This is a genomic window from Shewanella sp. 10N.7 (genome assembly GCF_020806285.1).
Classification (GTDB): Bacteria; Pseudomonadota; Gammaproteobacteria; order Enterobacterales; family Shewanellaceae; genus Shewanella; species Shewanella electrodiphila.
In genome coordinates this window covers 148,445-168,130 of sequence record NZ_JAJGZS010000007.1, presented here as the reverse complement: position 1 = coordinate 168,130, position 19,686 = coordinate 148,445, and the positions used below count along the sequence as shown (strand labels likewise).

Sequence of the window (19,686 nt, the reverse complement as noted above, 5' to 3'; positions counted from 1 at the left end):
ACATGTTACATATCAAACCTATTTTATCGAGTTTAATGCGCAGCAAAAGTGGTCCTGTGTTGTTGCTGTTACAGATTATTTTGTCAGTTGCGATTGTGGCTAATGCCAGCTTTATTATTCATGAACGTTTAACTATGATGCAGCGTGATTCGGGCTTAATGGAAGAGCAAGTTTTAAGCTTTAACGTTTATAATTTTGACCCAGCTATCGATAACATTCAGCAAAATATTATCGACCAACAAATATTACGTGGCCTACCCAATGTCATTGATGCCAGTTCAACCAACATGATGCCACTCAGTGGAAGCGGTTGGATGGATCGCTATGTTGATAGTGCCGATGAAGACACCGCCAAAAGTATGCCTGGCTTTGCTTTGTATTTAGGTAATGAACATTTACTCAATGTGATGGGCGCTAAGCTTATCGAAGGGCGTAATTTTCGTCCTGAAGAAATCAATACTCAACTTGATCAAAGCGGCATGGTAGCGATGGTATCGAAACCTCTCGCTGAAGAGTTTTGGGGGGATGAATCTCCCGTTGGCAAAATCATGTATCAAGGTGCACAAACTATCGAAATTATTGGCGTGATTGAAAAGCTACAAGGGGCTTGGGTTAATCATGAGAATTTTGAATATAGCGTGATTCAAAATATTGATTTTGGCGGTGGGTTGAAGAATAAAACCTATATGGTACGTGCTTTACCTGAACATATTCCCGCTCTAGAAGAAGCCATTGTCAAAGCGTTTCATGCTGAAAACCCTAATCGCGTTATTGATGGTTTTTCATCACTTCTCGATATGAAGAAAGAGTCTTATAGCAACCACAGATTAATGGCAACCTTACTCAGCATGATGGTGATTTTATTGCTGTTGATTACTGCTTTAGGGTTAACAGGGATGGTGATGTTCAATATTCAGCGTCGTACTAAGCAGATTGGTACTCGCCGTGCTTTAGGGGCGAAAAAACGCGATATTGTTAACTTCTTTATGGTTGAAAACTACATGATTTGTCTTGCTGGTGGAGTGATTGGTGGCTTATTGTCATTACAATTAGGTCAACAATTAATGAGTTTATATAGTTTACCCATGTTACCCATGACTTATCCTATTGCTGCTATTGCTGGCTTATTAATCGTGACGACATTGGCAGTGATTTTCCCCGCGCTGAAGGCGGCAAAAATATCACCTGCAATGGCAACTCGCAGCGTTTAACTAACATCAGAGGTTAATGGTGAGTCGTCGCCATTAACCTCAAAATAATCCTATGGCCTTATGCTAACTTAGGTTGATACATGCTTAAGCTTCTCGCAAAAGAGACCTTTTTACAGTAACGTTATCTGGATTACATAACGCCAGAACATACAAAGAGAACACATAATACACATGGATAGTATTTTAGTGGTTGATGACAACCATGCTATATGCAGCGCACTGACGTTGATGTTAGACATCCATGGCTATCGAGCATTGAGCTGTGAAACGCCAGAGCAAGCCTTAGATATTGTATCTAAACAAGATATTAGTCTTGTTATTCAAGACATGAACTTTACTCAAGATACGACTTCTGGTGAAGAAGGTAAGCAGTTGTTTTATACCTTACGCCAGCAGCAGCCCAATTTACCGATTATTTTAATGACGGCATGGACACAATTAGAAACCGCTGTTGAATTGGTTAAAGCAGGCGCTGCCGATTACATGGGCAAGCCCTGGGATGACGCCAAGCTGCTCACCAGCATCAATAATCTATTGTCGATTTATCACCTTTCTAAGCAAAATAATCAACTGACCCGCGTGGACTCTGATCGCATGAGTGCCATTAACAATGCTGACTTGTGCGGTATGGTATTTGGCAGCGGCGTAATGCAGCGCTGTATTGATTTAGCATTACAAGTGGCCAAGTCTGATGTGTCCGTGATGATTACAGGCCCTAATGGTGCAGGTAAAGATAAAATTGCTGATATATTACAAGCCAACTCATTATTAAGTCATAAGCCATTTATCAAAGTGAACATTGGCGCATTGCCAATGGATTTACTGGAAGCCGAATTATTTGGCGCTGAAGCTGGCGCGTTCACTGGTGCAAACAAAGTTCGCATAGGCCGTTTTGAAGCCGCTGACGGCGGCACACTATTTTTAGATGAGATTGGTAACTTGCCGTTATCTGGGCAAGTGAAACTATTACGCGTGCTGCAAACTGGTGAATTTGAACGTCTTGGAAGTCATCAAACTCGAAGAGTGAATGTCCGCGTGATCAGTGCAACCAATGCAGACTTAGCAGATGATATTGCCAATGGCCTGTTTAGAGAAGATTTATTCTACCGCTTAAACGTGATTGAGCTGCCATTAGCACCACTTAATCAGCGCGTGGATGACATTTTACCGTTAGCACTGCATTTTGTTGGTGAAGGGTTTAGCTTTGATAAACCTGCTCAGCAAGCATTATTATCACACCCGTGGTCTGGCAATGTCAGAGAACTTGAAAACGTCTGCAAAAGGGCGGTTTTACTGACACAAAATGCCGTATTAACCAGCGCTGATTTAGGGCTGACATCTGTAATCGTCAATACTACAGTTCAAGAGATTACGCCTGTATCAACTAAGAATATGCCAGTATCTGAACCCGATAAGTTGCAAATTGAACAAGCGCTTATCGCTCATAATGGTGTGATTGCGAGGGTGGCTAAGTCTTTAGGTTTAAGCCGCCAAGCACTTTATCGCCGTATGGATAAATACGGCCTTTCTGCTAAGTAGCCCATGGCGATGACTTTATTAAATGCGAATAAAAGTGAACATAGATAATGAAAAATACGCTGCAACTTCGAAGTAAGTTAGTGCTTGGTAATCTTTTAAGCCTGGCTGTCAGCGGACTATGTGGTTGGAGTATTTGGTTTTCATTTGGCCCTGAACAATTATGGCTGGCGATTGTCATTAGTGCGGGAATTTGTTTCTTAATCAGTATGTGGCTTACTCAAACGTTGAGCGATAGTTTAAGTGCATTAGAAGTGGGTTTACTCAACTTTAAAGATAATGAATTTAGCGTATCGTTACATGGCTATGGCGAACCACAATTAGACGCCATTGCAGAGCTGTATAACCAAGCATCGCAAAAGCTGCGTAATGAACGGCAGTTCATCTATCAACGTGAATTGATGCTCGATAAAGTTATTCAAAACTCACCCAACATTATGTTGCTGGTGGATGACAATCAACGAATTATCTATGCCAATGACGCTGCAAGACACTTATTTAACCAAGGTGTACGCATTGAAGGTATGTTGTTATCTGATTTGATTGCAGAGCTACCTCATGCGCTTAAGCAAGCACTCGATAGCGAGCATGAAGGGCTATTTTCAATTGATGGTGACAACCCAAATAGTAGTGATGATGACGTTGAGACCTGGCATATCTCACGGGGCAAGTTCAGCCAAAACAATCAACAGCACCATTTAATATTACTCAAGCAGCTGACCAAAGAACTTAATCGTCAAGAGGTGGCAGTGTGGAAGAAGGTTATCCGCATTATCAGCCATGAATTGAACAACTCAGTAGCACCTATAGCGTCTATGGTGAATTCAGGAAGAGTGTTAACTAAGGACGTTAATAACGACAAGCTTGAGTTGATATTCGACACCATCGAAAATCGTACGGCACATTTAAGCCAATTTATCTCTCATTATGCAGAGTTTGCCAAATTACCCTTACCTCGAAAAACCATTGTCAATTGGGATAACTTGATTGAGCAATTAGCTGAGCAATACGCTTTTAAATTGAATTCAGATTTACCAACAATGGCAATTGAATTAGATTGCGTTCAGCTTGAACAAGTACTGATTAACTTACTTAAAAATGCCCATGAATCGGGAGCTGATAAAGATAAAGTCAGCTTAAGCTTTCAACAGGTAAATCATCCTCTAGCAGGCATTATTATCACTATCGAAGATAATGGTAGCGGTATGTCGAGTGAAGTGCTGTCTCAAGCGTTATTACCGTTTTATTCAACTAAACAGTCAGGTACCGGAATTGGCCTGCCTTTATGTCGTGAAATAGTAGAAGCCCACGGCGGTCATATTACCATGCAAAACCGTGCACAAGGTGGACTTAGCGTTAAGTTGTGGCTGCCAAAAGAATCGGTTATTTAAAAAATAGAAGGCTAAAGGAATAGATTGCAAATGAAACTGGCACAGTTAAATATCGCAAAATGTAAATACCCACTAGAAGCTCCAGAGATGAAAGATTTTGTTGATAATCTTGATGAGGTCAATGGCATTGCAGAGGCGAGTTTAGGTTTTGTATGGCGACTGCAAGATGAGTCTGGAGATGCCACCCAAATTCAAGTATTCGATGATCCGAGCTTGATTGTCAATATGTCCGTTTGGGAAGATGTTGAATCGCTAAAAAACTTTATGTTTCGCACCCATCATCGCGATTTTATGCGCCGAAAAGGCGAATGGTTTGAACGCTTATCTGAAGACAGTTATGTTTTGTGGTGGGTCGCTGAAGGGCATACTCCTGATGTTCACGAAGCAAAAGAAAGGTTAATGCACTTAAGAGAAAATGGTGACTCGGCATACGCTTTTACGTTTAAAAGTAACTTTACCGAAAGCGATATGGCCTGATTTTAGGACTAAAACTAAAAGCCAATTTTTGCACTAAGCACTAGCACTAAGCACTAATTTCTAAGTACTAGTTTCTAAGCACTCGTTTCTAAGTAATGACTAACTCGCGGATAATGCCTTTACTGAACCAAGATTGTAATGTCTGCAGCACCATCATAGGTGCGGCCTGTTCATCGTACCAATTCAGCATTGCCTCACATTGATGGGCAAAATCATTTCCTTCAATAAAACCTGTTAATAGTGCGTATTGGCTTTGATTTAATGATTCAAATTGAGTCAACCTTTCACTGTTACGCCATAAAGCCCAATACCTTTGCTGTTGATAATATGGGGCGTCAGGAGCCGTTTCAGCTTTAAGTGCTTGCCAGCTTTCTACAGCGTTACTTGTGCAGCTAAACATTTGTAAGCTTGGGTGAAAGCGTAAACTGCAATCAGGCCATAACTCAGGTGCTAAAGTCTGCAAAGCTGTAAAGTCAGCTCGAGTAGACTCAGCGCCATCAAAAGCAGCGAGTAACAAACGCTCAAATTGGGCGATATCAGCTAAAATAGGATATTGGCAAAAGAAGTCATCTGTGCGCAAAAACGCTGGTAAATTATCGCAAAACTGTCGCAGAGATGTTGCTGAAGAGGGGTGAGCGTCGAGATATTCTATGGCTAGCTTATCAAATAGTTCATCACCTAAATATTGGCCTAAAATCTGATGATCCATTTCCATGGTTTCTTTCAGACGAATTCGATATGCATTGGCATAGATTTGTAGTCGATGGTCTGCAGAAATCCCTTTTTGATCCGAAACCCGCTCCCTGATATCAACAAGGTTATTATCGCTTTTGGCTGATAATAAATATTGCATAAACGCTTGTTGGGTTTGTCTTAGTTGACTCATACAGCCACCTTTTTACTGGGTAACTGATAAGGGTGCTGAATAAGATCTTCATTAGTACTCATTGGCGATATCGCTCCCATTGGGGCGAGTGATGATTGGCTTAATGCAGGATGTCCTGGCAAGGTGAGTTCAGCGATTTTCTGCGCCTCTAGCAGCTCTTGGTATAGCACTGGAAAATCTGGAATATTGGCATCTCGTTCAATCATGGTGCTGATGGGGCCAAAGCGCTCAAGCGCTGCTTGATATAATGTCCACACACTGGGCGGTACATCGTGGTCGTGAGTATCAATCACATATTCGCCGTAGTCTGAGTGGCCAGCTAAATGAAATTGTTGTACACGACGAGGATCAATTTTGTTTAAGTAATCTAGTGGGTTAAAAAAATGGTTTCGAGCACTGACGTAAATATTGTTGATATCCAGCAAAATAAGGCAATCAGCTTCTTCTGCAACTTGTGATAAAAAGTCCCATTCATCCATGGTTGAGTCTTTATATGATAGGTAACTGGATACGTTTTCAAGTAGCAGCCTTCTTCCCAAAACGTCTTGGGCTATTTTCACTCGCTCAGCCACATGTTTAACGGTTTCTTCTGTGTAGGGCAAAGGTAATAAATCATGACTGTTAACGCCATGAATTGACGTCCAGCAAATATGATCGGAGATCCATTTAGGATTAATATCATTACTGAGTTTTTTTAGAGATTTAAGGTAGTCCATATCCAATGGGTCAGCACTGCCAATTGACATTGATACGCCGTGCATGACTACCGGATATTGCTCTGCGATTGCCTCTAAATAGTATCGAGGTTTACCCCCAGCAACTAAGTAGTTTTCAGATAAGACTTCAAACCAATCAATAGCAGGTTGGTGCTGCAAAATATACTCGAAATGATCCGTGCGTAACCCTAAGCCAAAACCAATAAAGTCTTGTGTGATTTTCTGTTCTGACATTGGCTTACCTCTTATTGAACGCATCGCATGATGGGGGACGTTAATAGCTTGGCAATTAGGGGGATGAATCTTACCAAGCTATCACTTTTTACTTTTTTCACAGTAGCGAACACTTATTGGAATGTTCGCTCAAATGATCACTAACCCGTTTTACCGCCGATGTCAGCACATGATTTAGCCGTTGTATTGACAAAACCTGAACCTTTACAGCTCGCTTTGCCACCACACGCATGATCAGCGCCTTTACAATCATTATGGCCTTTACATACGTTGACGCCGTAACAATGGACCAAATCTGCCTTCGTTATTTTACCAACCCAGTCATCTTTGACTTTACCGCCAACATCACCACAGGCCTTTGATGGCATAGCAACAAACCCAGTTCCTTCACAACTTGCTTGGCCTTTACAGGCATTATCAGCTGTACCGCAATCGTTGTGTCCTTTACAGACATTGACGTCATAACAGTGGACTAAATCGGTTTCACCCGCAGCTAAAGGTGCAGTATTAGATTCACCTGCCACTGCTTGACCTGATAACCCAGCCATTGCCATTGCAAGTGCTGCACCTGAAAGTGCTGTTTGTGCTTTCGTATTCATGATAGTTCCTTGCTTAAATTTGAACGTTCAAGTGAATCAATATTATTGAGTGTTCAATTGAGTTGTAAGCTTAATTAGTGAGTAAGTAGACACTTACATGTGCTCCTACTAATTAAAAGATGCTGCTCTTAAAAGATACTGTCCGCGGTTATCTGTCTTAATAGCAGGTAACTATATTGACCGTGAGGGTGGCTGGGATATTTCAAATTAGTTGTGTGAGGTAAACAAAATGTTACAACGAAGCGGGGCGAGAATAGCGTTTTACAGTTGATTTAAAACAATTTAAATTCAGTTTTATGTTAATGAAATGAATTTCTGATTTCAGCTAACTGAGCCTATTTATCACTTCATAAGCGGTTATTTTTAAGTCTAGACAATTGAAAAATTAAATCTAGACAGTTGAAAATTTAAATCTAGACAATTGAAGATTTAAATCTAGAGAGTAGAAAAGTCCTTTTTAAAGCCACTAAAAAGTGATTTACTGTCGGCTAATTGTCCTCTGCAAGCTTGGAAGCATTAATGCAAACTCTACTTATCTGTTTATTTATCGCTATATTATTACCTTATTTGGCTAAAGGCCCTGTGGCAGTTGCTATGGCAAAACTGGGCGGTTATGACAATGCTCACCCACGTTCGCAACAAGCACAGTTAACTGGGGTTGGTGCTAGAGCATTAGCTGGGCATCAGAATGCGTTTGAGTCATTGATTGTTTTTGGCATAAGTTGTCTTGTAGTGCTTGCTACCGATAATGTCACCCCACTAGTGTCGACCTTGGCGATCGTACATGTCACCGCAAGGGTTAGTTATCACTTACTTTATTTAAAAGGCATTGCCACTATGCGTTCACTGGCTTGGTTTGTCGGAATATTTAGTGCCTTTGGGATTTTCTTTCAAGCTTTTTAAATATGCTTGAATGAATAAAAAGCGCTTACCGTTTATATAAACGATAAGCGCTTTTTTGTAGTGATTACTCTAGGCTAATTCATATCACTCTACTTTTAATAATTAGATTATATGACTTAGTTTTATCAATCAGTCTGTTATAAATTAGTATGTTATAAACCAGTCTTATTTAAGTATGAGCTGCATAGTCTGTATAACCTTCAGCGCCTCCGCCATAGAGGGTTAATCTGGCATCTGCATCAAACTCTGTAAGTGCCATATTTTGCTTAAATCGCTGGACTAAATCGGGATTAGTCACGTAAGGCGTCCCAAAGGCGACTAAGTCTACATAACCTTTTTCAAGCAAAGCTTGTGCACTTTGTTGATTGAGTTTACCTGCAACCATTATCGGGTTTGGATAAATATCACGAATTTTCTGTCTAAAGCTATCAGTTGCTTCGGTGTAATCGCCGATGTTTTCGGAAAAATGCACATAGGCAAGTTTCATTGGCGCAAGTTGCTTCAGTAGTAGCTCCGTGACTTCAATGATATCGCTATCAACCTCTTTAAATCCTTCACCCACTAATGGCGATAAACGGATAGCCACTTTGTCAGCGCCAATGGCATCATTAACAGCATTGATCACCTCAAGTGGGAAACGTAGTCTATTTTGCTGACTGCCGCCATACTCATCTTGGCGTTGGTTGCTTACAGAACGCATGAATTGATCCAGTAAATAGCCGTGAGCACCGTGAAGTTCTACACCATCAAATCCAGCTTCAATTGCATTACGTGCCGCTTGAACAAAATCAGCGGTGGTTTGCTCAATATCTTCAATGGTCATGGCTCTTGGAATCGATGTTTCAACCATGCCGAAACTTCCATCAGCTAAAGGACCGTAAACCTGATCCGGTTGTTTAATTGCTGATGGCGCTACTGGCTGTTGGCCTGCTATATCAGTGTGCGAACGTCGGCCGACATGCCATAGTTGCAAGAAAATTTTGCCGCCTTGTTTGTGCACTGCTGTCGTCGTCTTTTTCCAACCTTCGATATGCTGTTGGCTATAAATTCCCGGTGTTAACGAGTAGCCACGTGCCACAGCTGAAATTGGCGTACCTTCAGCAATAATAAGTCCTGCCGAAGCGCGCTGCTGATAGTAGTTAGCCATTAAATCATTAGGTACATCACCTGGTTGAGTGGTACGTGAACGTGTCATTGGCGCCATGACGATACGATTGGCAAGTGTGCCGCTCGCCATTGGAAATTCTGAAAATAACATAACAATTCCTAATTCTTCTGAGCAGATGTGCTGTTAATAAGCACATCTGCACCTGTGTTAATAGTGATATTGCAAAGCAAACTTACTGTCTGACGGCATTGTGAAAACGGAGCTATGTATAACTTGGATAGTCAGTTAAGCCTTTTTCATCACCACCAAATAATGTCTCTGGATTATGACTTGCCCAGGTATGGCCATGTTTAATTCTTGATGGTAAATCAGGGTTCGCTACAAAAGGTCGACCGAATGCAATCATGTCAGCAAGACCTGATTCAATAGCTGTAGTAGCTCTTTGGCTTGTGTATTTTCCTGCATAAATTAACACGCCTTTAAAAGCCGCTCTGAGCGCTTGTTTAAACTCAATACTCATTACTGGGGCATCATCCCAGTCAGCTTCTGCGATATGGATATACGCAACATCATGTTGATTGAGTAACTTAGCTGCAGCGGTATAAGTGAGTTCTGGTGAAGCATCGACTGTACCGTTAAGTGTGGTCAAAGGCGCTAAGCGGACCCCAATTTTATCAGCGCCAATAGCGCTTGCCATTGCTGTGATCACTTCATCTAGAAAGCGTAAACGGTTGCTTAGTGAACCACCATACTCATCAGTGCGTAGGTTTGATTCAGAATCAATAAATTGGTTAATCAAATAACCATTAGCAGCATGCAACTCAATACCATCAAAACCCGCTTTAACGGCATTGAGTGCGGCTTGTTTAAATTGTTCAACCACTTGTTGAATGTCCGCATGTGTCATTTCTCTTGGTTCAACGACGTCAACAAAACCTGGACCATTTTTACCATCATCGATGAATACTTTGACGTTTTCAGCTTTGATTGCTGATGACGATATTGGCTGCTGATTACCAATGTTTTCAGGATGAGTGACCCTGCCAACATGCCAGAGTTGAGCAAACATAATGCCATGCTTAGCATGAACTGCATCAGTGACTTTTTTCCAGCCGGATAGTTGTTTATCTGAATAAATCCCGGGAGTCCAAGCATAGCCTTTAGCCATAGCAGAAATTTGGCTGCCTTCACTGATAATCAGCCCAGCACTGCTTCGTTGAGCATAATAGGTTGCCATGATGTCAGTGGCGCTGTCATCTGTGTTATTGGCACGAGAGCGCGTCATTGGTGGCATGACAATTCGGTTAGCTAGCGTGAGTTTGCCGAGTTTAATGGGATTAAAAAGTGCAGCGGTCATGATAAGTCCTCAATGATTTGCGAATTGAGGCTATGTTAGCTAATCGGTTACGTTACAAAAATAGCAATTATTACAAATTACTTTTGTTAAAATTGCAAAAGTGTAGATTTGAATTTTCTTTCGACAAGATTACGCTTTCATGGAACGCCAAAACATCTCAAAGCTGGCTTCGCGGTGAGTTATATCGTGACCCCATTGAGGGTTGTCGGTGAAGTATCGAATCGCGGCGAGGTATTGGCCGTGACAATTTTCAAGCATCAATGCTAACGGAAAATTAGCGATGATATTAAGTTGTTGGCCTTTGGCGATAAGCTCAATAATAAAATGCAAAATGCTATTCATTGCTTGCGCTCTGATGGTGGCATCGATTTCTGAAGATAGTGAGAACTGCAAGAAAAAGCGCTGTTTTATCGGGTAAAGTAATGCCCAGTCGATAGCGTGTTGCCATAAGCTGTTGGCACTATGTTTGAGGGTCGCAGCGTTATTAACGTCGGCAGAAATAGAATGAGTCACGTTTAATTCAGCTGAACCCGTGATCGTATTATCGTTCAGCTTTATGCTCACTTCGTCGGCTGCAAGTTTGGCCATCGATGCTGTGATTGAGTCCGCAAACTCTTGTTTAACTGATACAAATAGATGGTTTAACAGGGCTTCTTTAGAAGGAAAATGATGAAATAAGGTGCCAGTGGCGACACCTGACTTTTTGGCGATAGAGGCTGTAGAGGTGCCATGAAAACCTTGTTCAACAAACAGAATAAGTGCGGCGTCTAAAATCGCTTGTTTTTTATCCGTCTTACTCGACTTCGCTTTACTTTCCATTGGTGACCTTTACTTATTTCATTAACGATATAGTCAATGGAGATGCTGAAACGATCTAGCAATCTCCAGTTTCTATTTTAAACATTACTTACGTTGTATTTTTACGTAAAACACTAACTAGTTGTTATATCGTAAGATAACTTAGCGTAAAAACATTTTCATCAATAATGCTTGGATTTTTGTGCCGTAAGGTGGATGGACAAATATCCCCGAGTTGAATTTACCGCTTTTTAACACTGTTTTAGCGTGACTAAAGGTTAAGAAGCCTTCTTTACCGTGATAGTGCCCCATACCTGAAGGTCCAATACCACCAAATGGTGCATCATCTGCTGCCACATGAAAAACGGTATCATTAATACACACTCCGCCAGAATGAGTATTTTGAATGATGTGTTGCTGGGTCGCGTTATCAAAACTCATGACATAAAGCGCTAAAGGGCGCTCATTTTTATTGATGTAGCCAATGGCTTTATCAATATTTTGATAACTAATGATCGGCAATAATGGCCCGAAAATTTCTTCTTGCATGACAGTCATGTCATCAGTTGTAGATGTGATCAGCTGCGTCGGTAACTTACGCACATTGGCATCAATGGCATATTCTGCAGCGGGGTGAATTGTTGCGCCTTTTTGTTTGGCGTCTTCTAATACAGCGAGTAAACGCGAATACTGACGTTCATTGATAACATTGCCGTAATCTGGGTTATTGGCAAAATCTGGATACATCTTATTGAAACGTTTTTGATACTCACTGATGAACGCATCGACTTTATCTTCAGGGCATAATATGTAATCTGGTGCGACACAGATTTGACCTGCGTTTAAACACTTACCATAGATTAATCGCTCAACAGCTGTTGGAATGTCAATATCAGGCGCGACGATAACAGGCGATTTACCACCGAGCTCTAATGTCACAGGCGTTAAGTTATCAGCAGCCGAACGCATAACGTGACGTCCCACTGTGGTTGAGCCAGTAAATAATAAATGATCGAATGGCAATGATGAGAACTGAGCAGCGATATCTGCTTCACCTTCTACAACAGCAACTTCATCTTGGGAAAATATATCGCTCAATAGAGCAATTAAAACCTGATTGGTGGCAGGGGTAAATTCTGACATTTTAAGCATCGCACGATTACCTGCTGCAATAGCGGTAATTAAAGGCCCTACCGCTAACATCACAGGGAAATTCCAAGGTACGATAATGCCTACAACACCCAATGGCTGGTAATGAACGGTGACAGAAGACGGAGCAAGTAATAAACCAGCATGACGTCTATCTGGTTTCATCCAAGACTTAAGGTGTTTAATCGAGTAATTAATATTATTAATACACGGCATAATGTCAGAAATCATGGTGTCATTGCCTGAACGATGACCATAATCAGTGGCTAATGCACTAACGAACTGTTCACTGTGCTCAAGTAATGCCGCTTTCAACTTGTTAAGCTTTTCTATACGTGACTGATAGCTAGGTGCTGGCATAGAAAGGTATGCATTGCGTTGCTGCTCCAGTAAAAGCTGCAATGATGTTTGCTGATTGTCACTGACTGCCATATTCATAAATTCTCCTAGCATCAACCATGTTTCATGATTGCTGTTATGTATAAAATAAAACCGACTGATTAGTCGGTTTACTATGGGCTAGTATTGAATAAATAGCAAGTAGTTTGAAATTTGAGCTGTATCAAGGAGGTGATTATGGATTTACACTACACTTTTATTAGTGGGTAAAATTGGATTGAAGTTAAGTGTTCAAATAAGTGTTCAAATAAGTGTTCAAATAAGTGTTCAAATAAGTGCTCAAGTACGTGTTTAACTATGTTCCTAAGGTCAAACTCAGCCTGGGTAATAGTGTGATAAGTTGCTCATCCTTTAATCATTACTCATGTCATCAGTGCAAAAATATTAAGTATAAATTAAAAAAAACTTGGTATATTCAATGAGAGTATCGTCGACCTGATAAAGGTTTAAGCAGTATCGGTAACCATGAGTTATCTGAACAATATAGATGAGTTATTTATTTGTTTTCAATCTGCAGGAGGAAATCATTATGCGTACACGTAATATTTTATGGCCAACAGACTTTTCTGAAACAGCATCCCATGCTTTACGTTATGCCATTGAAATGGCGAATTTATACCAAGTAGGGATCCGTATTCTACATGTGGTTGACCAGCCTTTAGGTGATGAAAATTACATGATCCTTGCGATTACCCCCGAAGAACTGGCTAAAAGCATGGAGCAAGCAGCCGCAGATAAAATGCGCAGTTTACTAGCAGAGCTTAAAACTGATCTGCCTGTTGAAACCGTGATCAGGCGCGGTGACGCAATTGAAGAAATTGTGTCAGAAGCCAATAGTGGCGATATTGGTATGGTGGTGATTGCCAGCCACGGAAGAACAGGTTTAGCTCATTTTTTACATGACAACGTTGCTGAAGAAGTGGCTAATCAAGCTGATTGCCCAGTATTAGTGGTCAAATAGTTAACTGAGCAGTTATTAGTGGTGCGGAACACTTAGATCATACACTGATAATCGTGCCTTTGATTAAAGGCTATTTTCAAGGTTTAGTTAGTGGAATGAGCTGTCAGGATATCACTGACAACTCATTTGATGACTAGCGCGTGTTGATCTTTCAAGGTTATTTTTACAGCGAATTTTTGGCGCACAAAACTCAACCAAAAAGATCAATACGCCCTAGCCTAAATCCAGTTACTCGAGTCATACTTAGTACGTGCCATTGCCTTTTCAGCAATAAAGTTTGCATCAAGTTGCTTTATATAAGGCAAGGTTAAGCTACCACTGGCTAATCCGAGTTTGAGATAGGCATAACCTTTTTTCTTTTGTGCCTTCGTTTGAATTATGGATACATGTTGGACTTTCTCGAAAGGGATTCTTTTCCAGTTACGACTGAAAAGCCCACTATGTTGCCATACGACATTATCTTCGATGACATAACCCCATTGTTTATATCTTAAATAGATTAACCCCATCACTAGGAAAGCTACTAACCAAAGTATCCCTGTGAAGATATCGAGCCCTTCAATTGCGGTTAACAGCGCCGCTGGGATAAACGCAATAAACCCACGTCTAGTGAACCAGGCAAACGCAATGCTTTGGTAGGTTTTGGGGATGCTATTACATCCTCCTGAAAGCTCAGGGATATGCTGTAATATCGTGCTTGTTTCAGCGGTTTTTACAGTGGGGATCAACATATGTTGCGCCGCTTTTTGCTCGACCTCTTGGCCTTTTACTTGTTTTAGGTAAACCGTCCATACGCCAAAAAACCTAGCAAGAATCGGTTGGCTGAAATGTAATAACTGCACGCGTTTAATCGCTAAAGCATCTTGCTGATGCGATATCACGCCACCACTGCGCTGCAGAGTTTTCAGTCTTTTTTCCAGGCGATAGGGGTAGTATTTCAGCACAGCTGCAATAATAGAGATAAGAGAAAACAAGCTATAGATTAAAGCGAAAATGATGACTGCTGAGATAACTTGAAGGGTGAGATTTTCGCCACTAAAACTAACTATGTTCGTCCAGATATATTGCACCAGCGGAATTTCAACAATGTCTTCCCATTTGATTTGCCCCAAGATGGGCCCGGCAATAACCGCGAGCCAAATTAAATTATTTTGATAAAAACCAAACTGGATTAGCTGCTTTAAATCTCGTTTGATAATAAGCCTTGTAGACTGTGATACTTGTGCGCTATCAAGGCGGTGAGCTTCTAGCGGATTGTCTTCAATTCTATTTTCATTGGCAGTGGTGCTATTGAGTTGACCAGTTTCGAGTTGTTCTGCTCCAAGCTGCTCGTTTGAGCTTGATTGGAGTTGTAATAATTGCTGTTTTATTAAGTTTGCATCACTAGCATTCAGTGCTGCTAAGTGAGCTTCATCTTCTTTTGAACCAGCAGTTTCGATGACTAAGGTACCTAACTTTAATGGCTTGAAGTAAAAGGGCTGTTCATATCGAATATTTTGGATTTTATTGAATGGGATTTCGTCTTTGCGGGTAAACAATAACCCTCGTTTAATGTTGAGTTGTTGACCATTGAGTTTAAAGCGGTATTTACGCCATTGAATAACGGCAAATACAGACAACAAAATCATCAAAACGATGGCAGCTAGTAGCCCTAACTGTAAATCAAACCCATTTTTCCAGCCGGCAAAAACAATAGGGATAATGGCATAACCGTTGGATAAAATAGCTTTGGCGGTGCCAAAGCTAAAGCTGAGCATTGACCAAGGCGAAAGGGATTGCCATTGGCTAAAATCGCCGTGACTTTTTTGTGGTTTATTGACTGAAGTCGCATCTTTAGACTCAGTCATCTTGCTTATCGCCTTGTGCTTTTTTTGAGCTAGTCTCAGAGGCTAAATCCACATCCACATCCACATCCACATCCACATCCACATCCACATCCACATCCACATCTAGATCTTGATTCATAATGTCATGTTCACTTTCTATGACATTGTCATTTGGTGTTAAATGCTGGTTTGTTTGCTCTGTTTGTAGCGATGTGTCTGAGCTTTGTTTTGATTGGTACGCCGTGGCTTGATGCAATAAATGCTGCCTTAGGTGTTCAGCGGTATCAAATAATAATCCTGGTAAATAGATTTCAGCGGCGCCACTGCCGGCACTAAAGCATTTTAGCGTTGCCAGAGAAAACCTTCTTTGCAGTGGGTTTTGTGACAAACTGACATGTTGTAGACGAGTGAAAGGCAGGGTCGTTGTCGATATCCACCAGAGTCCTTTTCGAACAACAAGTTCATGTTCTAGCACGCCATAGCCAAGATTTTTAGCGGCTTTATGTTTCAGGCTTACCAAGCCTGCGCCTAATAAGCTTAATACGGTGAAAACGGTTAGTGAATGAGATATTTCTGCTTGGTTGTCGATATTCATGATGAACATAATGATGGCAATGATAACCACAACAAGCCCTGATGTTTGTATTGCGATTTGTTTTGGATAATTTTTATCAACAGCAGATAAGGATAAATCGCTATAGGGTTGCCACTGTGACTGGGTCAGCAATGTTTTATCTGTCGGCGTTTCTGCGTGCTCAGAACCTTGTTCAATTAGCTGCTGAGAAGTTGCTGCCGCAGTTGATGCATTACTTGATAAATCAGACGTTGAAGTCATTAATTGTCCTTATTGTGCCAATAGGCGATTGCGACTTTTAATCAGTGAAACTTAGCATTATATGTTTGTTAATTAAGCATGAATAATCGCTTATTTATATAGAATTAAATCTATAAAATGCTTTCTAATCAATACGCAATCTTATAGCTTATTGATATCTGCGTATGGAAAACCTATACCTAAACATGGAAAAAGTATTTATGGCATCTTCTAGTAATTCAATCGTTAACGACACTGCAGAACCTAAACTCATTTCAAAGGCGCATAAAGCTTTTTTACGTAAACTGTATCTGTGCTATTTAATTTCTCAGCAACAGCAAAACTTATTGTCGTTACATCAGATATCAAAAATGCCCCGTAGAACCATTCAAGATACCTTAGCTGCCATGTTAGATATTGGCGTAAAGATTACATTTATCCAGGATGGTGAACGACATAATGCAGGGTATTATCAATTAAAAGATTGGGGCCCGATCAACTATCAATGGGTTGAAGCTAATATCGCAGATATTTGTCAGCAACTTGATATCGACATTCCATAACCCATAACCCATAAGCCATAAGCCATAAGCCATAAGCCATAAGCCATAGCCATAACCATAACCTTAGACATTAACTCACGGCACGATTTACATCTGGTGAAAGTCCGCCACAGATTTGATTTCGCCCTGAGCGTTTAGCTTGATATAAATGTTTGTCGGCAACTTCAATTAACATGGGCAACTGATTGATCGCACTGCAGCTTGTAACAATACCAATACTGGCAGTGACATTGATTTTACGTTGTGATTGGGTGAATGGCAGTTTAGCGATATTCTCACACAATCTTGCTGCAAGCGTATTGGCTTCTTGTTCTTGTGTGTGGGGCAAAAAGATGATGAATTCTTCACCGCCCCAGCGTGCTAGTACATCATCTTTTCGCAATGTATCTCTGATTAAAGTAGCGACTTTAACCAAAACTTCATCACCAAAGTTATGTCCATAGGTATCATTAACCCCTTTAAACCGGTCAATATCTATCATTAAAATAGAAGCGGATTTTTGAATTTTTTCTTCGGCAAACATCGGCTCGACTAGTTGGTAGAATGCACGACGATTATTAAGTCGGGTGAGCGGATCCATATTGGCCATTTTTTCAGCGATGTTTTTTTCATTTTCTACTCGCCTAAATCGTTCGGTTAAGGCAAGGGCCAACAATAATACGTCGATAAAAAAGCCGACTTCTGCAGCGCGATAAGTGAAATGATTAAAGGGGATATAATTCCAAACCGCTAAACAAGTCACAGCGATGCCCAACATTGAAGAAATGGAGCCTATTAAGAAGAATCGTGCAGAGATATTGCCAAAGTTAAGTGACAAAACACCTAATACAATCATTAGGCCACTAAATAACAGCATAAGATCAAAGGCAAATATGAGTCCTAATACTCTATCTTGTAGCATTACTGCCATCAGCATTAATACTGGGAAAATGATGCATAAACTTTTTAAAATCCGATTAAGTGTAGGCAATTGAAATTTTAATCGTAGAAAGTGGCAAGCGAATAAAATCCCGCTAGTACAAAACGTCACCATCAGCAGGGGAATTGACCATTGTTGCCATAAGGGAGAGTTAGGCCACAGCCATAAAGAACCATGACCACTGTAGGCAAAGTGGAGCAGTAAAAAGTTACCAAGATACAAACTATAAAAAAGATAGCTTTTGAGCCGTAGGCCAATGAATAAAATGAAGTTGTAGATTAATAAAGCGGTGATCGCGCCATAGAGAAACCCGTAACTATAATTATTGAAAGCACTTTTTTGAAGCATTTCTTTTTGGTTAAACAAATAAACGGGAATTGCCATCGGATCGGGTGTTTGTACTCTGATAAGCACATCAGTTTTGCCTATCGGGTAGCTGTAATTAAAGTTAAAACTCGGCTGCATTGCCGATTGTTGGTAGTAAAGTGACAAGTCGCCTTGGTGCTCAAAGTGGACTATTGTATCGTTATCAATCCAAAAGGCGCTGACTTCGTCGAGCCAATAATTATCAATATGCAAAACTCGATTCAAGGGTTCTGAGGCATCATTATTAATAGTGAGATGCAGCCATACCGGTTTGGCATTAATACCGTAGTTACTGATACTTTGATTAACGGGACTAAACTTTCCTTTTTTTAAAAGCTCAAAAGCTTGAGAAGCATTCAGCCTGTCATTTTCAACATATTGGGACAGAGAGTAGCCGATGGGTTCTGGATGGTTTTCAGATAAATGAAGGGCGTCAGCTTGAACTATGCAGACGTTCAACCCAAGAATTAAACTAATAGCTAACGTAAATATCCATTTCATAAGTGCGATAAAATACCATTATTTATCTTGTTAACGCTGAAATCCATGTTCTAGCAAAGTGCGATTTAGCTAGAGTTCTGTTTATTAAGAGCTGTGTATTAAGAGCTGTTTATTAAGCGCTGTTTGTTCATAACGCTCTGTTAAGGCTAAGCTTCGTTTAATTGTATATTTTACAACTAGAATAGCTCAATGCTTTATTGATTTTAGGTTCTCATAATAAAGTGATACTGAATATTAAAATTATGTAATAAACCTTGTTTGCATACTTAAGGATTAGTCACAAAGGTGAGCTTGTCAAAATTAAACATGCGATAAATCAAAAGGTAAAGTGAGATGAAACAGCTAGGTTTAGGGCTATTACCACAAGAAGAGCTTAAAAATGTCAGTCCTAGGTCTGAGCAAGCTATCGCACCTGTAACGTTAATTAAAACGTTTTTGAACTTGCAGCAACAGCAAGCGCTATTAACTGAATCGTTAACGTATCCTTTTGCACAGCCTATGGTTACTGTATTTGGTAAACAGCATCCTATTCCGCGTAAACAGGTATGGTTTGCTGATGATGGATGTGCCTATCAATATTCATCCTTACTGATAACCCCAACACCTTGGCCACAAGAATTATTGAGTTTAAGAAACCAATTGCAGCAGCAACTTAATGTGAATACTAATGGCGTATTAGTAAATCGCTATCAAAATGGTTCAGATAGCATGGGTTGGCACAGTGATGATGAGCCAGAAATCGAGCCCAATAGTGACATAGTGTCGATAAGCCTTGGTGCAAGTAGAGATTTTGTATTAAGGCATAAAGCTACTCAGCAAAAGCTTACGCTCACATTGCACTCTGGTGATTTATTAATCATGCATGGTGATATGCAGCAAAATTGGCAGCATAGTGTGCCAAAACGCCTAAAAGTGTCTGAACCGAGAATTAATCTTACATTTCGCAAATTAGTTGTTGGTTTTCATGAGTAA

At 40.5% G+C, this 19,686-nt stretch carries 18 protein-coding genes; 8 read left to right on the top strand and 10 right to left on the bottom strand.

Annotated features, from left to right (window positions below; all coding sequences use genetic code 11):
- Window positions 1-2: 2 nt before the first annotated feature.
- The 4 genes from LMH66_RS06580 (at window position 3) to LMH66_RS06565 (ending at window position 4,615) form a co-directional block, all read left to right on the top strand.
- Window positions 3-1,211 (top strand): ABC transporter permease, encoded by a 1,209-nt coding sequence (locus LMH66_RS06580; RefSeq protein ID WP_229368992.1) that lies wholly within the window; start codon window positions 3-5, stop codon window positions 1,209-1,211.
- A 171-nt stretch (window positions 1,212-1,382) separates the two neighbouring features.
- Window positions 1,383-2,750 carry a sigma-54-dependent transcriptional regulator gene (locus LMH66_RS06575; RefSeq protein WP_229368991.1) on the top strand — a complete coding sequence of 456 codons (1,368 nt, stop codon included), beginning with the start codon at window positions 1,383-1,385 and terminating at the stop codon, window positions 2,748-2,750.
- 47 nt (window positions 2,751-2,797) lie between these two features.
- Window positions 2,798-4,138 carry an ATP-binding protein gene (locus LMH66_RS06570; protein WP_102526148.1) on the top strand — a complete coding sequence of 447 codons (1,341 nt, stop codon included), beginning with the start codon at window positions 2,798-2,800 and terminating at the stop codon, window positions 4,136-4,138.
- 30 nt (window positions 4,139-4,168) lie between these two features.
- The gene (locus LMH66_RS06565) at window positions 4,169-4,615 is read left to right on the top strand and encodes a DUF3291 domain-containing protein (protein ID WP_229368990.1); all 447 of its coding nucleotides are present in this window, start codon (window positions 4,169-4,171) and stop codon (window positions 4,613-4,615) included.
- 88 nt (window positions 4,616-4,703) lie between these two features.
- Here LMH66_RS06565 and LMH66_RS06560 read toward each other — a convergent pair whose 3' ends face one another.
- The 3 genes from LMH66_RS06560 to LMH66_RS06550 form a co-directional block, all read right to left on the bottom strand.
- Window positions 4,704-5,501 carry a DNA-binding domain-containing protein gene (locus LMH66_RS06560; protein WP_229368989.1) on the bottom strand — a complete coding sequence of 266 codons (798 nt, stop codon included), beginning with the start codon at window positions 5,499-5,501 and terminating at the stop codon, window positions 4,704-4,706.
- Window positions 5,498-6,451, bottom strand: coding sequence for a DUF692 domain-containing protein (locus LMH66_RS06555; protein ID WP_229368988.1), 954 nt, complete (start codon window positions 6,449-6,451; stop codon window positions 5,498-5,500). The genes LMH66_RS06560 and LMH66_RS06555 overlap by 4 nt, the downstream gene beginning before the upstream one ends.
- A 140-nt stretch (window positions 6,452-6,591) precedes the next feature.
- Entirely contained in the window at window positions 6,592-7,050 is a 459-nt protein-coding gene (locus tag LMH66_RS06550; protein ID WP_102526152.1) for a hypothetical protein, read from the bottom strand.
- A gap of 519 nt (window positions 7,051-7,569) precedes the next feature.
- On the opposite strand from LMH66_RS06550, the gene LMH66_RS06545 reads away from it, so the two are divergent.
- Window positions 7,570-7,953 carry an MAPEG family protein gene (locus LMH66_RS06545; RefSeq protein WP_229368987.1) on the top strand — a complete coding sequence of 128 codons (384 nt, stop codon included), beginning with the start codon at window positions 7,570-7,572 and terminating at the stop codon, window positions 7,951-7,953.
- Window positions 7,954-8,122: 169 nt separating this feature from the next.
- Here the strand turns inward: LMH66_RS06545 and LMH66_RS06540 are convergent, their stop codons facing one another.
- The 4 genes from LMH66_RS06540 to LMH66_RS06525 form a co-directional block, all read right to left on the bottom strand.
- The gene (locus tag LMH66_RS06540) at window positions 8,123-9,211 is read right to left on the bottom strand and encodes an alkene reductase (RefSeq protein ID WP_229368986.1); all 1,089 of its coding nucleotides are present in this window, start codon (window positions 9,209-9,211) and stop codon (window positions 8,123-8,125) included.
- A gap of 112 nt (window positions 9,212-9,323) precedes the next feature.
- Window positions 9,324-10,418: an alkene reductase gene (locus tag LMH66_RS06535; protein ID WP_229368985.1), complete on the bottom strand. Its 1,095-nt coding sequence runs from the start codon at window positions 10,416-10,418 to the stop codon at window positions 9,324-9,326.
- 129 nt (window positions 10,419-10,547) lie between these two features.
- The gene (locus LMH66_RS06530) at window positions 10,548-11,237 is read right to left on the bottom strand and encodes a TetR/AcrR family transcriptional regulator (RefSeq protein ID WP_102526156.1); all 690 of its coding nucleotides are present in this window, start codon (window positions 11,235-11,237) and stop codon (window positions 10,548-10,550) included.
- 141 nt (window positions 11,238-11,378) lie between these two features.
- Window positions 11,379-12,803, bottom strand: a complete 1,425-nt coding sequence (locus tag LMH66_RS06525; RefSeq protein ID WP_102526157.1) for a coniferyl aldehyde dehydrogenase — start codon at window positions 12,801-12,803, stop codon at window positions 11,379-11,381.
- A 490-nt stretch (window positions 12,804-13,293) separates the two neighbouring features.
- On the opposite strand from LMH66_RS06525, the gene LMH66_RS06520 reads away from it, so the two are divergent.
- Window positions 13,294-13,725 carry a universal stress protein gene (locus LMH66_RS06520; RefSeq protein WP_102526158.1) on the top strand — a complete coding sequence of 144 codons (432 nt, stop codon included), beginning with the start codon at window positions 13,294-13,296 and terminating at the stop codon, window positions 13,723-13,725.
- Window positions 13,726-13,943: 218 nt separating this feature from the next.
- On the opposite strand, the gene LMH66_RS06515 is transcribed toward LMH66_RS06520, so the two are convergent.
- Both LMH66_RS06515 and LMH66_RS06510 read right to left on the bottom strand, forming a co-directional pair.
- Entirely contained in the window at window positions 13,944-15,572 is a 1,629-nt protein-coding gene (locus LMH66_RS06515) for a PH domain-containing protein (RefSeq protein WP_229368984.1), read from the bottom strand.
- Window positions 15,565-16,386, bottom strand: a complete 822-nt coding sequence (locus LMH66_RS06510; protein WP_229368983.1) for a PH domain-containing protein — start codon at window positions 16,384-16,386, stop codon at window positions 15,565-15,567. The genes LMH66_RS06515 and LMH66_RS06510 overlap by 8 nt, the downstream gene beginning before the upstream one ends.
- Before the next feature lie 164 nt (window positions 16,387-16,550).
- Here LMH66_RS06510 and LMH66_RS06505 point away from each other — a divergent pair, with 164 nt between their 5' ends.
- Window positions 16,551-16,928, top strand: coding sequence for a winged helix-turn-helix domain-containing protein (locus tag LMH66_RS06505; protein ID WP_420709406.1), 378 nt, complete (start codon window positions 16,551-16,553; stop codon window positions 16,926-16,928).
- Window positions 16,929-16,998: 70 nt separating this feature from the next.
- Here the strand turns inward: LMH66_RS06505 and LMH66_RS06500 are convergent, their stop codons facing one another.
- Window positions 16,999-18,714 (bottom strand): sensor domain-containing diguanylate cyclase, encoded by a 1,716-nt coding sequence (locus tag LMH66_RS06500; protein ID WP_229368982.1) that lies wholly within the window; start codon window positions 18,712-18,714, stop codon window positions 16,999-17,001.
- A gap of 333 nt (window positions 18,715-19,047) precedes the next feature.
- Between LMH66_RS06500 and LMH66_RS06495 the strand changes: the two genes are divergently transcribed.
- Window positions 19,048-19,686: an alpha-ketoglutarate-dependent dioxygenase AlkB family protein gene (locus tag LMH66_RS06495; protein ID WP_229368981.1), complete on the top strand. Its 639-nt coding sequence runs from the start codon at window positions 19,048-19,050 to the stop codon at window positions 19,684-19,686.

What these genes read in the sequence shown, in the direction of transcription:
- LMH66_RS06580 (WP_229368992.1), top strand. Translation starts at nt 3, where the DNA reads ATGTTACATATCAAACCTATTTTATCGAGTTTAATGCGCAGCAAAAGT.
- LMH66_RS06575 (WP_229368991.1), top strand. Translation starts at nt 1,383, where the DNA reads ATGGATAGTATTTTAGTGGTTGATGACAACCATGCTATATGCAGCGCA.
- LMH66_RS06570 (WP_102526148.1), top strand. Translation starts at nt 2,798, where the DNA reads ATGAAAAATACGCTGCAACTTCGAAGTAAGTTAGTGCTTGGTAATCTT.
- LMH66_RS06565 (WP_229368990.1), top strand. Translation starts at nt 4,169, where the DNA reads ATGAAACTGGCACAGTTAAATATCGCAAAATGTAAATACCCACTAGAA.
- LMH66_RS06560 (WP_229368989.1), bottom strand. Translation starts at nt 5,501, where the DNA reads ATGAGTCAACTAAGACAAACCCAACAAGCGTTTATGCAATATTTATTA.
- LMH66_RS06555 (WP_229368988.1), bottom strand. Translation starts at nt 6,451, where the DNA reads ATGTCAGAACAGAAAATCACACAAGACTTTATTGGTTTTGGCTTAGGG.
- LMH66_RS06550 (WP_102526152.1), bottom strand. Translation starts at nt 7,050, where the DNA reads ATGAATACGAAAGCACAAACAGCACTTTCAGGTGCAGCACTTGCAATG.
- LMH66_RS06545 (WP_229368987.1), top strand. Translation starts at nt 7,570, where the DNA reads ATGCAAACTCTACTTATCTGTTTATTTATCGCTATATTATTACCTTAT.
- LMH66_RS06540 (WP_229368986.1), bottom strand. Translation starts at nt 9,211, where the DNA reads ATGTTATTTTCAGAATTTCCAATGGCGAGCGGCACACTTGCCAATCGT.
- LMH66_RS06535 (WP_229368985.1), bottom strand. Translation starts at nt 10,418, where the DNA reads ATGACCGCTGCACTTTTTAATCCCATTAAACTCGGCAAACTCACGCTA.
- LMH66_RS06530 (WP_102526156.1), bottom strand. Translation starts at nt 11,237, where the DNA reads ATGGAAAGTAAAGCGAAGTCGAGTAAGACGGATAAAAAACAAGCGATT.
- LMH66_RS06525 (WP_102526157.1), bottom strand. Translation starts at nt 12,803, where the DNA reads ATGAATATGGCAGTCAGTGACAATCAGCAAACATCATTGCAGCTTTTA.
- LMH66_RS06520 (WP_102526158.1), top strand. Translation starts at nt 13,294, where the DNA reads ATGCGTACACGTAATATTTTATGGCCAACAGACTTTTCTGAAACAGCA.
- LMH66_RS06515 (WP_229368984.1), bottom strand. Translation starts at nt 15,572, where the DNA reads ATGACTGAGTCTAAAGATGCGACTTCAGTCAATAAACCACAAAAAAGT.
- LMH66_RS06510 (WP_229368983.1), bottom strand. Translation starts at nt 16,386, where the DNA reads ATGACTTCAACGTCTGATTTATCAAGTAATGCATCAACTGCGGCAGCA.
- LMH66_RS06505 (WP_420709406.1), top strand. Translation starts at nt 16,551, where the DNA reads ATGGAAAACCTATACCTAAACATGGAAAAAGTATTTATGGCATCTTCT.
- LMH66_RS06500 (WP_229368982.1), bottom strand. Translation starts at nt 18,714, where the DNA reads ATGAAATGGATATTTACGTTAGCTATTAGTTTAATTCTTGGGTTGAAC.
- LMH66_RS06495 (WP_229368981.1), top strand. Translation starts at nt 19,048, where the DNA reads ATGAAACAGCTAGGTTTAGGGCTATTACCACAAGAAGAGCTTAAAAAT.